Source organism: Nocardia higoensis, from assembly GCF_015477835.1.
GTDB lineage: Bacteria > Actinomycetota > Actinomycetes > Mycobacteriales > Mycobacteriaceae > Nocardia > Nocardia higoensis_A.
This window is the reverse complement of record NZ_JADLQN010000003.1, coordinates 395583-408867: the sequence shown is the minus strand read 5'-3', so window position 1 is coordinate 408867 and position 13285 is coordinate 395583. Positions and strand designations below refer to the sequence as shown.

Annotated in this window: 13 protein-coding genes and 1 pseudogene; 10 read left to right on the top strand and 4 right to left on the bottom strand. The window is 69.9% G+C overall.

The window, feature by feature from the left end; genetic code table 11:
• Positions 1-15 precede the first annotated feature (15 nt).
• The 4 genes and pseudogenes from IU449_RS19740 to IU449_RS19725 form a co-directional block, all read left to right on the top strand.
• Positions 16-759, top strand: a pseudogene (locus IU449_RS19740) (5-oxoprolinase subunit PxpA); the annotation flags it as partial.
• The gene (locus IU449_RS29885; RefSeq protein ID WP_416382199.1) at positions 739-1059 is read left to right on the top strand and encodes a LamB/YcsF family protein; all 321 of its coding nucleotides are present in this window, start codon (positions 739-741) and stop codon (positions 1057-1059) included. The pseudogene IU449_RS19740 and the gene IU449_RS29885, both read left to right, overlap by 21 nt.
• 259 nt (positions 1060-1318) lie before the next feature.
• The gene (locus IU449_RS29525) at positions 1319-2227 is read left to right on the top strand and encodes a 5-oxoprolinase subunit B family protein (RefSeq protein WP_324188336.1); all 909 of its coding nucleotides are present in this window, start codon (positions 1319-1321) and stop codon (positions 2225-2227) included.
• Positions 2224-3078 (top strand): biotin-dependent carboxyltransferase family protein, encoded by an 855-nt coding sequence (locus IU449_RS19725; RefSeq protein WP_195003577.1) that lies wholly within the window; start codon positions 2224-2226, stop codon positions 3076-3078. The genes IU449_RS29525 and IU449_RS19725 overlap by 4 nt, the downstream gene beginning before the upstream one ends.
• A 37-nt stretch (positions 3079-3115) precedes the next feature.
• Here the strand turns inward: IU449_RS19725 and IU449_RS19720 are convergent, their stop codons facing one another.
• On the bottom strand, positions 3116-4711 hold the full coding sequence (locus IU449_RS19720; protein ID WP_195003576.1) for a DUF4185 domain-containing protein: 1596 nt from the start codon (positions 4709-4711) through the stop codon (positions 3116-3118).
• A 103-nt stretch (positions 4712-4814) separates the two neighbouring features.
• On the opposite strand from IU449_RS19720, the gene IU449_RS19715 reads away from it, so the two are divergent.
• The gene (locus tag IU449_RS19715) at positions 4815-5336 is read left to right on the top strand and encodes a hypothetical protein (RefSeq protein ID WP_195003575.1); all 522 of its coding nucleotides are present in this window, start codon (positions 4815-4817) and stop codon (positions 5334-5336) included.
• A 214-nt stretch (positions 5337-5550) separates the two neighbouring features.
• On the opposite strand, the gene IU449_RS19710 is transcribed toward IU449_RS19715, so the two are convergent.
• Complete coding sequence (locus tag IU449_RS19710; protein ID WP_324188335.1) at positions 5551-7035, bottom strand: MFS transporter; 1485 nt, start codon at positions 7033-7035, stop codon at positions 5551-5553.
• Between the two features lie 45 nt (positions 7036-7080).
• The gene (locus tag IU449_RS19705; RefSeq protein ID WP_195003574.1) at positions 7081-7542 is read right to left on the bottom strand and encodes an NUDIX hydrolase; all 462 of its coding nucleotides are present in this window, start codon (positions 7540-7542) and stop codon (positions 7081-7083) included.
• A gap of 253 nt (positions 7543-7795) precedes the next feature.
• Here IU449_RS19705 and IU449_RS19700 point away from each other — a divergent pair, with 253 nt between their 5' ends.
• A complete protein-coding gene (locus IU449_RS19700) occupies positions 7796-8533 on the top strand; it encodes a pirin family protein (RefSeq protein WP_228805356.1) in 738 nt (245 codons plus the stop codon).
• A 182-nt stretch (positions 8534-8715) separates the two neighbouring features.
• Complete coding sequence (locus IU449_RS19695; RefSeq protein WP_195003572.1) at positions 8716-9228, top strand: DUF4190 domain-containing protein; 513 nt, start codon at positions 8716-8718, stop codon at positions 9226-9228.
• Positions 9229-9237: 9 nt separating this feature from the next.
• On the opposite strand, the gene IU449_RS19690 is transcribed toward IU449_RS19695, so the two are convergent.
• Positions 9238-9780, bottom strand: coding sequence for a hypothetical protein (locus IU449_RS19690; protein ID WP_195003571.1), 543 nt, complete (start codon positions 9778-9780; stop codon positions 9238-9240).
• A gap of 131 nt (positions 9781-9911) precedes the next feature.
• Here IU449_RS19690 and IU449_RS19685 point away from each other — a divergent pair, with 131 nt between their 5' ends.
• The 3 genes from IU449_RS19685 to IU449_RS19675 all read left to right on the top strand — a co-directional run bounded on the left by IU449_RS19685 (position 9912) and on the right by IU449_RS19675 (position 13280).
• A complete protein-coding gene (locus IU449_RS19685) occupies positions 9912-10763 on the top strand; it encodes a helix-turn-helix domain-containing protein (RefSeq protein WP_195003570.1) in 852 nt (283 codons plus the stop codon).
• Between the two features lie 10 nt (positions 10764-10773).
• Complete coding sequence (locus tag IU449_RS19680) at positions 10774-11148, top strand: DUF397 domain-containing protein (protein ID WP_195003569.1); 375 nt, start codon at positions 10774-10776, stop codon at positions 11146-11148.
• A gap of 71 nt (positions 11149-11219) precedes the next feature.
• Entirely contained in the window at positions 11220-13280 is a 2061-nt protein-coding gene (locus IU449_RS19675) for a M13 family metallopeptidase (RefSeq protein ID WP_324188334.1), read from the top strand.
• Positions 13281-13285 lie beyond the last annotated feature (5 nt).

Here is a 13285-nt window from a genome sequence, read left to right as displayed (position 1 = left end):
GTGGAGGGAGAGACGATGCCGCTGGATCTCAACAGCGATCTCGGTGAGGGTTTCGGTCCGTGGGCGATGGGCGACGACGCCGCCATGCTCGATCTCGTCACCAGCGCCAACATCGCCTGCGGCTTCCACGCCGGTGACCCGTCGATCATGCGCCGCACCTGTGAACTCGCCGCCGAACGCGACGTCCGGATCGGCGCGCACGTGGGTCACCGCGACCTGGTCGGCTTCGGCAGGCGCACCATCGACATCGCCCCCGCCGAACTGCGCGACGAGGTGCTCTACCAGATCGGCAGCCTCGACGCCTTCGCCCGCGCGGCGGGCAGCCGGGTCAGCTATGTGAAGCCGCACGGCGCCCTCTACCACTCGGCCGGCGCCGGCCGCGATCTCGCCGACGCGGTGATCGCGGCGATGATCGACTTCGACCCCGCCTTGGTCCTGCTCGGCCCGGCGGGCACCGAACTCGAGCACGCCGCGGTCGCTGCCGGTGTCCGGTTCGTCGGTGAGGGGTTCGCCGACCGCGCGTACACCGAGACCGGCGGGCTCGCTCCCCGCCATGTGCCCGGTGCGGTGCTTCCCGCCCACGACGCCGTCGAACAGGCCGTGTCGATCGCCACGACCGGCGGGGTCAGGATCTTGCGGATGTCGTCGGTGACGGTGCGCTCGGTGACGTCGGTCCGCCCGCATGCCGGGGACGCCGGGAACACGGTGGACACCACCTCGGTGCGCATGACTTCGGCGATGAGTGTGTCGTCGGTCGCGGCGATCCCGATGGATCCCGTGCTGCTGGAGCCGGTTCTGGTCGACCCCGCCATGGTGAATCCCGTTCCGGTGACCGGACCGGCGGACGGTGGTCGCGCGGCCCGGGAAGCGTCGCGTGTCGAGGGCGGGACAGCCGAGACCGGCGCGGGCCGCGGTGAAGCCGACCCGATCGACGAGGCCGTGCCGGTGCGCGCGCGAAGCCTCTGTGTGCACGGCGACAACCCGGCGGCGGTGGAGATGGCCCGCCGCATCCGGGCCGCGCTCGACGAGGCGGGCGTGGCGGTCGAGGCGTTCACATGAGCACGCGGATCGTCGGCCGCTTTCGCCGGGGAGATGCGCTGCGCGGCCGTGACGGACATGCGCTCTCGCGGGGACGGCGGGCGGAGGTGGACCGTCGGGCGCGGGCGCGGGTGTCCCGGGGACGACAGGCGTGTGTGGACTTCGGTGGGCGGGTGCGGGTGTCGGGGCGAGGCCGGGCGTGTGCGGACTGCCCGGGGCGGGTGCGGGTGTCTCTGGGGCGAGGTGCGGACGCGGGCCGTCGGGATCGAGCGGGGACGTCATGACGGGATCGGACGGCGCGACGGACCGGGGGCACATCCGGGCCGCGGGCGATCGGGCCTGGCTGATCGAGCCCGGACCGTCGATCGGTCCAGCCGAGTTCGCTCTCGCGCTGCGCCACGCCGGGATCGCCGGTATCGAGGACGTCCTGCCCGCGGCCGCGACCGTGCTGGTGACCGTGGTGTCGCCCCGCGCTGCCGAATCCGTCCGCCGGGCGGCCGGTGATCTGATGCGCGCGCTGACTCGCGCCGGTGGCGCGCACGATGCGGTGCTCGACGGGACGACAGGCGAGGGGACCGTCAGCGGGACGCCGGGCGGTGGGACGACGGGCGGTGGGACGACGGGCGGTGGGACCGGCAGCGGGACGACGAGCGACCGAAGGACGGAATACGCGGCCGGTGCCGGGACCGCCGCGGTGAGCGGCCGCGCGTTGTCGAGCGGTTCCCCGACGGTCGATGTTTCCCGTGGAACAACCTGTCGCACTTCGGTGACGGCCCGCGCGAACTCCCCCGGCGCGGCGGGCCCCGACCCGGTGGTCATTGCTGTCCACTACGTCGGGGAAGACCTCGCGCAGGTCGCGGAACTGCTCGGGACGAGCGTGCGAGCGGTGATCGACCGGCACACCTCGACCCTGTGGCGATGCGAATTCGTCGGCTTCGCACCGGGATTCGGCTACCTGCGCGCTCCGCACGAGGCACTGTCGGTTCCCCGGCGGGAGCGGGCGCGCACATCGGTGCCGGCGGGCGCGGTCGCTCTGGCCGGCGGCTATTCGGCGGTGTATCCGCGTAGTTCGCCGGGCGGCTGGCAGCTGATCGGGTACACCGAGGCCGTGCTGTGGGACGAACGCCGCGATCCGCCCGCGCTGATCCGGGCCGGCGGCGCGGTGCGGTTCGTGGAGGCCGGGCGATGATGCGGGTGCTGGCGGTGGGTCCCGCGACGACCGTGCAGGATCTGGGCAGGCCGGGATGGTTCGACTCCGGGGTCGGCGTGGCCGGCGCCGCGGATCGCGCTTCGCTGCGGTTGGCGAATCGGCTGGTCGGCAATCCGGAACACGAGGCGGCGCTCGAGGTGCTGCTCGGCGGATTGGTGGTGCGCGCCGAGGATCGGCACATCGTCGCGGTCACCGGCGCCTGCGTCCCCGCGTCCGTCGACGGCATTCCGGTCGGTCACGCGAGCGTGCTGCGACTCGAGCGGGGACAGATCCTGCGGCTCGGTCAGGCCGCGAACGGGTTGCGGGCCTACGTGGCGATCCGAGGCGGGGTGGCGGTCGAGTCGGTGCTCGGTTCCCGCAGTCGCGACACGCTGGCAGGCATCGGACCCGAGCCGCTGCGTCGCGGTGACACGATCCCCATCGGACCGCCGCCGCGCAGCTGGCCTCCGGTCGACTTCGCCCCGGTCGCTCCGGCCGCCGAGGTCGTGGAGGTCCACGCGCTGCCGGGGCCGCGGGCGGATTGGTTCGCCGAGCCGGACGCGCTGTTCGCCGGGGAATGGGCGGTGGCGCCCGAGACCGATCGAGTCGGCGCCCGGCTGCATCGGCTCACCGGTCCGCCGCTGCGCAGGGTGATCACACGGGAATTGCGCACCGAGGGCATGGTGCTGGGGGCGGTGCAAGTGCCGCCGAGCGGCGAGCCGGTGGTATTCCTGGCCGATCATCCGATCACCGGCGGCTATCCGGTGGTCGCCGTGGTGCGCAGCGGTGATGTCGACCGGGTCGCCCAGGCCAGGCCGGGACAGCGCCTGAAATTCCGCCGCGTGCCGTGATCCTCAACTGCCGGGGAGCGCTCGACGTGCCGGGAACTCAGCGTCCGCGCACCTGCGCGCGCATGAGATAGACGTTGTAGCTGTCCCAGGCCGACATGGTGAAGTACAGCTCGTCGCTGCTGGACCAGGGGTGGATGAACCCGCCGTAGGCCTTCGGGTAGTCGGCGGTCGACAGCAGTGGAGCGGCCTCGCTCCACGCACCCTGCGCGGCCGCGGCCTCGCGCAGGACGATCGCCCCGCGCGCGGAGTCCAGGTAGGCCATCTGCCAGCGTCCGGCGCTCTCGTCGTAGCGCACCGACAGCTCGCCGGCGATACCGAAGAACAGCGGCGTGGCGTTGTTCTCGGCCGTGGGCCGCCAGGTGCCGTCCACCCAGTACTGATAGGCGGACTTGTTGAGCACGTGCTCCTTCGGCACGCGGGCCAGGCCGACCACGCCGATCCGGCCGTTGGGAGTGCCGAACATGTAGACGTATTCGCCCTGCGGCACCATCGCCGCCACCTGGAAACGGCCGAGCCCGAACATGTTGTCCCACTGGGCGTGCTGATCCTTGGTCCACGTCGAGCCGTTGTCGTCGGACCAGGCGATGCCGCCGTAGTTGGTCCACCACATCCCCGGCACGGTGCTCCAGCGGTTGACCGACATGTAGCTCATGTACTGCCTGCCGTCGAGCGCGAAGCCCGAGGTGGGGATGACGGTCGTCTCGAAGTTCTTGATCTTCCGGCTGGACAGCAGTTCGGCCGCGTGACAGCGGCTGTCCTGGACCATCGAGTCGATGGTCAGGCCGTCGGACAGATCGGTGTCGGCGCTGTAGCCGAGCACGTTGGAACGCCAGTCCGAGCCGTTCGCGCCGCCGTAGGTCCAGCCCTCGCCGAAGGTGTCGCCGAAGGCGACGGCCACCTCGCCCGGCGCGGTCTCCCACATGATGCCCAGGTCGGTGCCGTTGACCTGCCAGCGCACATCGGTGCGGTTCTCCGATCCGTGGCCGGTGACCTGCCCGACCATCTCCGTCGCGCCGATCACCGGGGTGACGGGCGCCGGGACCTGCGCGCCCGGCTCGGCGTCCGGTGCCAGCTCGGGCGGTGCCGGCTGCGGATCGGTGGGCGGCCCGCCGGGTACCGGGATGGGGATCGGCTCGATCTGGGGGCGGAATTCCAGCCGGGGCAGCTGAATTCCGAAGACACTGCTGCCCACGCTGCTGCCGCCGGCCGAGCCGCTGCTCGACCCGGTGCCCGCCGAACCGGGACCGGGCAGCGCCGATCCTCCCGATCCGGTACCGTCCGGCATGGCGGGCTCGCGCAGATCGGGACAGGGATCCCCGCACGGATCAGCCGGTGGGGGGTCTGCCGCGACACGTACATCGTGCTGCGGCGGGCCCGGCACCGGGACGAAGGTGAGTTCCGGCAGCGGGAAGAACAACTCGATCTCTTCCGGCAGCCGCAGCGGGGCGTTCGGTTCGCTCGGCAACGGCACCCGCGCCAGCGGATCGAATCCGGTTTCGCCGCAGCTGTTCACGGGGGCGGGCGTCCACGGATGGGGTGCGGCGGATGCGGGTACGGTCGCGGCGCCTACCAGCCCGGTCACCAGGAATCCCAGAAGTACCGGGGCCGGGGCCTTCCTCGGCGCGTCGGTCACCGGCCGACCACCCTGCTCGTCACCACAAGATCAACTTACCCGTTCTGTCACCCGTTCGTCCTGGTTACGGAACCGGATCCGAAGCTGTCGCGTCCAATCCGATATGACCGACATCGAGTATTCGTTCGGCACCGGCGACGGCGTCGTCCACGACTGGTCGAGCCCCGCGGATCCGGACCTGGCGGGTACCGGCCTCCTCGATGCCGTCCGCCTGGATTTCGACGGCGACGGATCCGCCGACGACGCGCTCTGGGACTCCACCGGCGACGGAGTCGCCGATATCGCCGCGCTCGACCTCGACGACGACGGCCTGCCGGACCACTTCTACACCGATCCGACCGGCCAGGGCACCTGGGATCACCAGGTGTCCGGCGCTCCCGCGGATTCGGTGAACGAGCCCCTGGAGTGGATCGTTCGTACCGGCCCCGCCCCCGGCGCGGAGGTGCCCCCTGATCCAGGTTCCTTCTCCGACAGCACCGTGGTCTGCGATATCGCCTTCGGCACCTCCGGCTATGCCCTTCCGCCCGAGACGGGCGAGTATTCCGGCCGCCCGGGCGATCAGAGAATCGAGCGCCCCGCCGCCGGGACGGCGACGGAGCCTCCGGTCACCGAGGCGCCCGAATGACTTCCTGACCGGCCTCGAACTTTCGGAAGTTCGCAGGCGCACACCGGGCGGTGGGCGATCCCGCTCCCGGCGCGCTCGCCTCGATTCGCTCGGCGCTCGCTGAGCCGCCCGTGGCGCGAGGCCACCGGGACGCCGAGTGCGCAGCCGGTCTGCCGAGTCCTCGAATTCGCCACGGTGGACACGCCTTTCGGCCGCAGTGTGGTGATGCCGCTCGTCATGTGTTCGATCGACCGTGATCCCGCGTCCGCCCGGCTCGCCGGGAGTTCAGCACGACGACCACGATCGCGAGCGCGTACCCGGCCGCGCCGACCAGCACGACCGGCGCGGAGCGTCCGTCTTCGGGAATCACCAGCGCGGTGACCACGATCGACAGGACGAAGGCGATATTGAACACGGTGTCCTGCAAAGCGAACACCTGCCCGCGCCGCATGTCGTCGATGTCGATCTGCATCGCCGCGTCGCCGGTCAGCTTGATGAGCTGCCCCGCCAGCCCGAACAGGAACGCGCCCGCGAGCAACAGCGGGTGGGCTCGCTCGCTCGCCTCATCCGACACGGCCAGCGCGGTCGGCATCACCATGGTCAGCTGTACGAATACCGCCGCCACCAGCCCGGCGAGCACAGTGCGGGTCCGGCCGAGCCGCGGAATCACCCATGGCGCGAGTGCCGCCGCCGTCAACATGCCGGTGGCGCTGGCCGCGATCGCCACCCCGAAGCCGATCAGTCCCCCGCCTACCGCCCCGCTCTCGCTCGGCTGACGCAGCACCAGCACCATGATCAGCGTGTTTGCCCCGAACACCACTCGATGCGCCCCGATTCCGACCATCGCCGTGGTCACCTCGGGTGCGCGCCACACGGCCCCGGCCGCTGTCGACAGCCCGCCCGCGATCGCCCGCCACGCACTCCGCTCCGGCCGATACCCGACAGCCGCCGCCCGTCGGCCGTCGCGAGGGCGTCGACTTTCTCGGTCGACCGCGGCCGATCGGTCGACTGCTTCCGATCGGTCGGCCGCCTCCGGTCGGTCGAGCGGAGCGCCAGGCGAAGCCGGCCCGAGCACGTGTGGCCGGAACCCGAAGGCCAGTACCGCACCGATCACCGATCCCACGGCGCTGCACGCGACCGCCGTCGCGGAACCGGCGTCGCCCGCCCCCGCCAGGCCGATCACCAGCACGGCCGCCGCCGCCCCCGCGCCGGCGAACCCCGAGGCCACCGTGGCGAGGACGGAGTTCATCGCCACCAGCCAGTGCTGTGCCAGTACGCGGGGCAATGCGGCCGAGACCCCTGCCGCGACGAACCGGCTCACGCCGACCGTCGCCAGTGCGAGCAGCAGCAGCGGGGTCTCGTCGACGCCGGCCGCCAGCACCGCGGCGGCGGCCAGAATGAGCCCGACGCGCAGCAGATTCGCCAGCAGCAGCACCATGCGCCGGTCCCATCGGTCCAGCAACGCGCCCGCGTAGGGGCCGATCACCGAATAGGGCAGCAGGAGGACGGCGAATCCGGCGGCGATGGCGAGCGGGTCGGTCTCGCGTTCGGGGTTGAACAGGATCGCGCCCGACAGCGCCGCCTGGAACATGCCGTCGCCGAACTGTCCGGCGAACCGGACGATCGCCAGCCGGGCCACGCCGGGACTCTCGCGCAGCGCGGTCCGCAACGGTGGCCGGTTCTTCGGATCCGAACGTCTCTGCGGCTCACCGTCTGGCACCGGTCCGATTCTGCCGTGCCTGCCGGTGGCGGCTGCCCTCCGGGATCAGTGCCCGGGAAACAGCGAGCGCACCGCCTCGCGCGTATCGGGCGTCATCGGCAGGGTGTCCAGAGTGTTCATGTCGGTCCAGACGAAGGCATCGTGTTCTCCGGGCGAGAGCGATACGTCACCGGGATCGGCCACCACCAGGAAACTGAACTTGCGGACCCGTGGTTTGCTGCGCGTGGCATAGTCGATTTCGCCGAGAAATCTTTCGATGCGGCGCACGCGCAGACCGGTCTCCTCGAACAACTCGCGCACCACGCATTCGGTGAGTGTTTCCCCGGATTCCACCCCGCCGCCGGGTAATTCGTACATTCCTCCGAAATAATCGTCCGGCACCCGGCGGATTACCAGCAAACGGTCGTCGCGGAATACCGCGATACCGACGACGAAATCGGTGATCCCCGCCGCACGGGCCCGTTCGCACAACTGTTCCTCGACCTGCGCGAGTGCATCCGGTCGCATCTCGTCACCTCCGCCTCGCCCCTTGGTGGCCCAGGGTTTTTCCCCACCCCGGCGTCCGGCACTCACTCGCCTGACGTTCTTCGGCCCGCCGCTCGCGTAATATGCCCGATGCGGAACAATTTACTAGGAATACGAGTCATCGCACGCTCGAGCATGCCTCGATGCCGGAACCGAGCCGTGCGCGCTGGGAGAGGAGGGCCGGGTGTCCACACTCGCGACGCCGCACATCGATGTCCATCGAGGTGGCGACCGCATGAAAACCCGGGTGTCCTGGCTCGATTCCAAGCATTCGTTCTCCTTCGGCCAACATTATGATCCGGACAACACCCACCACGGGCTGCTGCTGGTCAACAACGACGACATCGTGTTGCCCGGCCAGGGGTTCGACACCCACCCGCATCGCGATATGGAAATCGTCACCTGGGTGCTCGAGGGCAGCCTGGTGCATCAGGACTCGCTCGGCCACAGCGGTGTCATCTATCCGGGTCTGGCCCAGCGTATGAGTGCGGGCACCGGGATCCTGCATTCGGAGAAGAACGATTCCTGGCGGCTGGACAACAGTTCCGCCCACGACCAGCCGGTGCACTTCGTACAGATGTGGGTGATGCCGGACGAGCCGGGCGTCGAGCCCGGGTATCAGCAACTCGAGATCGACGAGGAATTGGCGTCCGGTGGACTGGTGACGCTGGCCTCGGGCCTGCCGCGCTATCGCGATCGCACGGCCATCGCGATCAACAGCAGTCATGCCGCGCTGCACGTGGCCGGCCTGCCGGGCGCCGACGCCACCGGCACGCCCGCTCAGGTGCGGCTGCCCGAGGCGCCCTACCTGCATCTGTTCGTCACGCGGGGGCAGGTCGAGATGGAGGGCGTCGGTCCGCTCTACGCGGGCGACGCGGTTCGTACCGGGCACAGCGGCGGGCAACGGATAACGGCGCACGAGCCCGCGGAGATCCTGGTGTGGGAGATGCACGCCCGCATCGGCGGTCGGTGAGGGGCCGTTCGGACGGCCCCGGCCACCGGATTCGCCTGTCGGCGCGTGCACCCTCGCGCTGCTCATCGGGTCGTCGGAGCACCCGGTTCGTACGATTGGTCCGACTACCATCGGATATCGGACAGCGCGATCGAGGCGGGTGAGCTCGTGCGAACGCGCCCGACCGACTGAGAGGTAGGCCCATGTCGCAATATCCTCCCCCGGGTCGATACCCCCCGCCGGGTCAGTATCCCCCGCCGCCGGGTCAGTATCCCCCGCCCGGGCAGGAACCGGGCGCGAGCGGCGGCTACTGGCAGGAATCGCCCAAGCGCACCGGGCTGGCGCTCACCACCCTCGTGCTCGGCATTCTGGCGCTGGTCAGTTTCTGGACCGTGGTCGGCGGCTACCTGCTCGGCGTGCTCGGCATCGTCTTCGGCATCGTCGCCGCGGTCAAGGCCCGCAACGGTTCCGCCGGCGGCATGGGGATGACGATCACCGGCCTGGTACTCAGCGTGCTCGCGCTGATCGGCGCGACCCTGTTCGTGATCGTCGGCTGGAGCTTGTTCGTCGACGTGGGCGGCAAGGACCTGGTGGACTGCCTGAACAAGGCGGGCAACGACCAGGCCGCGATCGACGAATGTGAACGTCGGTGGACCGAGAACATCGAGGACCGGTTCAGCATCACGCTCACCCCGGCCCCGGTTCCGACGCCCTGACGTGCGCTTTCAGTTCGCGCCACAGCGTGGCGCGGCCGCGGCCGTCCGCGTCACGGCGGTGACCTCGGCCAGGTTCGGCCGGTAGTCCTCGTCCGGCGCGCTGACCCACGAACGGTAGCCGGTGCGTTCGTCGGCCGGCGAGGGCAGCACGATCCGGCTGCCGGGCAGCGCAATCGAGGCGCATACCCGGAAGAGGTCGGCGAACAGGCCCATGTCCAGGTAGGAGTTGTCTGTCGGGCCGGTGAGGAACGTCCACCGGTCCGACCGCGGGTGGGCGATGATCGGGCAACGGCGCGGCCCGGACAGCGCTTCGGCGACTTTCGCACCGAGCGCGGCGGGCATGACCACCGCGCCGACCGCGCCGACTTCGAGCATGATCCGCCCGAGAGCCGGATCGACGTCGGCGAACAGACGATGGTCGGTGCGATAGCGGCGGCAGCGGTGGAAAGCGTCCTCTTTGGCCGCCGAGCGGCGCCCGCCGCGGCGGACGGGCAACACCTGAGTGGTGCCGAGTGTGCGGTGATCGCCATATCCAGAGCCGGACGTGCTCATGAAGAACCTCGTCTCGATGCGGAGGTGGATGTTTCGGGTAAACCAGCCGCTAACGAGTGACAGTAGCCCTGGGCAACTGCTGTGACAATAGTCACCGACGGCTGGTCGATCACGAAGTAGCATCGACTCGTATGGCACCCGTCTCGCCGACCGTCGCCCGCTGGGAATTGGTGCTTCGCCTGCGTGAGCTGCGTGAACAGCACGGATTCGACTCGGCGAGCTTCGCCAGACAGGTCGGTTTCACCCCGGCCAACTGGTCGCACGTGGAGAACGGCAGGCGCGTGCTCACCGGCCGGACCATCGTCCCGGTCCTGGATCTGCTCGAGGTCGAGGGCGAGGAACGCGCGGAATTGCTCGACCTGCTACAAGCTGGCAAACAGCGTGGGTGGTGGAGCAAGTCCTCCGCGCTGATCGGCCCGGAGCTACAGCGGCTCTACGGCATGGAGCACGGCGCGCAGAGCATCCGCAGCTACGACAGCTTGATCGTGCCTGGTCTGCTGCAGACCGAGGCGTACGCGCGAGCGCTCATCAGCGCCGACGTGATGATCCGGCCGGTGCAGGTCGACCAGCTGGTCGCCATCCGGATGCGCAGGCAGCAGCGGTTGCGAGGCCCGGATCGGGTGGAGCTGACCGCCGTGATCGGGGAGGCGACCCTGCTCCAGCAGACCGGTGGTCGGCAGACCCTGCGGGGTCAGCTCGAGCACCTGGTCGCGCTGATCGACGAGCTCGACACCCTCGACGTACGGGTCATCCCGTTCAGCGCGCCCGACGGGGCGATCCTCGGCGGATCCAGCTTCCACCTGATCGACTTCGCAAGTGAACAGCTACCGACGTTCGGCTGGGCGGAGAGTGCGGTGTTCGGCGGCCCGGTGGAAGATCCGGAGCTGGTGCGCGATCTGGGCTTCGCGTACCTGCGGGCTCTCGAGCAGGCCCTGTCACGAACCGATTCCGAAGCCCTGATCAGGGATTACGCACGGGGGTAGACTCTGCGGCATGGCCACCAACGCCGGGGGCCGGCCGATTCGCACAGGCTGGTTCACCTCGTCCCGGTCCAACAACGGCAACCAGTGCGTCGAAGTGAAGTTCGGCGCGGACGCCGTGTGGATACGGGACAGCAAATATCGCTGCGGGGCCGCCGGCGAGCACGCGGCTCAGCCCGTCCTCTCGGTGACCGCGTCCGAATGGGACGACCTGGTGGCGCGGCTGCGGTCCGGTGGCCCGGCCCCCGAGTTGATCACCGAGAACGCCGGGGGCGGTGTGGAGTTGCGCCGTGACGGCACGGTGCTGACCTTCACCCGCGCCGAATGGGACGCCTTCCTCGGCGGGGTCGCCGACGGCGAATTCGACCGGGTTCCGCAGCCGGGCTGAGCCCGCTCCCGCGGGCGCTCGCGCCCGGCGACCCGGGCCGTACGGACACGGCGATCGGCATACTGGACTGCGTGACCTCCGAGCTGATCAGTCCTTCCGGTATCGATCTATCCCACCTGGACCAGGCCGTCCGGGTCCAGGACGACCTGTTCGCGCACGTCAACGGCAAGTGGCTGGCCGAGCACGAGATTCCCGCCGACCGCGCCGTCGACGGCGCTTTCCGCGACCTGTACGACCAGGCCGAACTCGACGTGCAGGCCATCATCGCGCGGTGTGCCGACGGTGCGTACACCACGTCCGGCAGCACCGCCGGTGGGAACGGCGGTGCGGCGAACGGTACCGCCGACGCCCGTCGGATCGGCGACCTCTACCGATCCTTCATGGACACCGAGACGGTGGCGGCCGCGGGCTTGTCGCCGATCGCCGGGGAACTGGCCGCCCTACGCGAGCTGGCCGACCGCTCGGCCTTCGCGGCGCTGTTGGGGCGATGGCATCGCACCGGCGTGTCCGGCGCGGTCGGCTTCTACATCGATTCCGACGCCAAGAACTCCAGCCGGTACCTGATCCAGATGTACCAGTCCGGCCTCGGCCTGCCCGACGAGTCCTATTACCGCCAGGACGAATACGCCGAGATCAGAACGGCGTACATCGCCCACATCGAGCGCATGTTCGCCCTCGCGGCCGCCGACCCGCGCGTGGGCGCCCTGCTGCCGCCGGACCTCGGCACCGTCGGGCAGCGGATCTTCGGCATCGAACGCGCACTCGCCGCGGGCCACTGGGACGTGGTGCGCCGCCGCGATGCCGAGCTGAGTTACAACCTCACCACTTTCGAGGCACTGCGTACCGAGCATCCCGAATTCGACTGGGCCGCGTGGACATCGGCGCTGGCCGAAGGAGTCGACCGAACCGGCCCGGAATTGTTCGCCGAAGTGGTTGTGCGCCAGCCCGATTACCTGGGCGTCTTCGCCCGTCTGTGGGCCGAGACCGATCTCGCCGACTGGCAGGCGTGGGCCGCCTGGCGACTGCTGCACGCCCGCGCGCCGTATCTCACCGACGACATCGTGGCCGAGAACTTCGACTTCTACGGGCGCACCCTCACCGGCGCCACCGAGAACCGCGAACGCTGGAAGCGCGGGGTCTCGCTGGTGCAGGAGCTGCTGGGTGAAGCGGTCGGCAAACTGTATGTGGCCGAGCACTTCCCGCCCGAGGCCAAGGCGAAGATGCAGGAGATGGTCGCCAACCTCACCGAGGCCTACCGGCGCAACATCACCGAGCTCGCCTGGATGAGCCCGCAGACCAGGCAGGCCGCGCTGGCCAAACTGGAGAAGTTCACCCCCAAGATCGGTTACCCGGACCGCTGGCGCGACTATTCCGGGCTGCGCATCGACCCGATGGACCTGCTCGGCAACTACCGCAACGGCTGCGCCTTCGAGCACGACCGGGAACTGCGCAAACTCGGTGGGCCGGTCGACCGGGACGAGTGGTTCATGACACCGCAGACGGTCAACGCCTACTACAACCCGGGCATGAACGAGATCGTCTTCCCGGCCGCGATCCTGCAACCGCCGTTCTTCGACATGAACGCCGACGACGCCGCCAACTACGGCGGCATCGGCGCGGTGATCGGCCATGAGATCGGCCACGGCTTCGACGACCAGGGCGCCAAGTACGACGGCGACGGCAACATGATCGACTGGTGGACCGACGCCGACCGGGCCGAGTTCGGCAAGCGCACCAGGGCCCTGATCGAGCAGTACGACGTGCTCTCGCCCAAGGACCTGGGCGAGGAACATACGGTCAACGGTGAGTTCACCATCGGCGAGAACATCGGCGATCTGGGCGGGCTGTCCATCGCCCTGCAGGCTTACGAGATCGCCCTCGCCGCCGAGCAGGCCCCGGTGATCGACGGTCTCACCGGCTTGCAGCGGGTCTTCTTCGGCTGGGCGCAGGTGTGGCGCACCAAGGCGCGCGAGGAGGAGGCGATCCGCCGGCTGGCCGTCGACCCGCATTCGCCGCCGGAGTTCCGGTGCAACGCGGTGGTGCGCAATATCGACGTCTTCCACGAGGCCTTCGGCGTCGAACCGGGTGACGCGCTCTACCTCGACCCGGCCGAGCGCGTCCGCATCTGGTGAACGAA

Bases quoted from the DNA above. Each gene is read 5' to 3' on its own strand.
- IU449_RS29525 (WP_324188336.1), top strand. From the start codon at position 1,319: ATGACGGGATCGGACGGCGCGACGGACCGGGGGCACATCCGGGCCGCG.
- IU449_RS19700 (WP_228805356.1), top strand. From the start codon at position 7,796: ATGAAAACCCGGGTGTCCTGGCTCGATTCCAAGCATTCGTTCTCCTTC.
- IU449_RS19690 (WP_195003571.1), bottom strand. From the start codon at position 9,780: ATGAGCACGTCCGGCTCTGGATATGGCGATCACCGCACACTCGGCACC.
- IU449_RS29885 (WP_416382199.1), top strand. From the start codon at position 739: ATGAGTGTGTCGTCGGTCGCGGCGATCCCGATGGATCCCGTGCTGCTG.
- IU449_RS19680 (WP_195003569.1), top strand. From the start codon at position 10,774: ATGGCCACCAACGCCGGGGGCCGGCCGATTCGCACAGGCTGGTTCACC.
- IU449_RS19705 (WP_195003574.1), bottom strand. From the start codon at position 7,542: ATGCGACCGGATGCACTCGCGCAGGTCGAGGAACAGTTGTGCGAACGG.
- IU449_RS19715 (WP_195003575.1), top strand. From the start codon at position 4,815: ATGACCGACATCGAGTATTCGTTCGGCACCGGCGACGGCGTCGTCCAC.
- IU449_RS19725 (WP_195003577.1), top strand. From the start codon at position 2,224: ATGATGCGGGTGCTGGCGGTGGGTCCCGCGACGACCGTGCAGGATCTG.
- IU449_RS19685 (WP_195003570.1), top strand. From the start codon at position 9,912: ATGGCACCCGTCTCGCCGACCGTCGCCCGCTGGGAATTGGTGCTTCGC.
- IU449_RS19695 (WP_195003572.1), top strand. From the start codon at position 8,716: ATGTCGCAATATCCTCCCCCGGGTCGATACCCCCCGCCGGGTCAGTAT.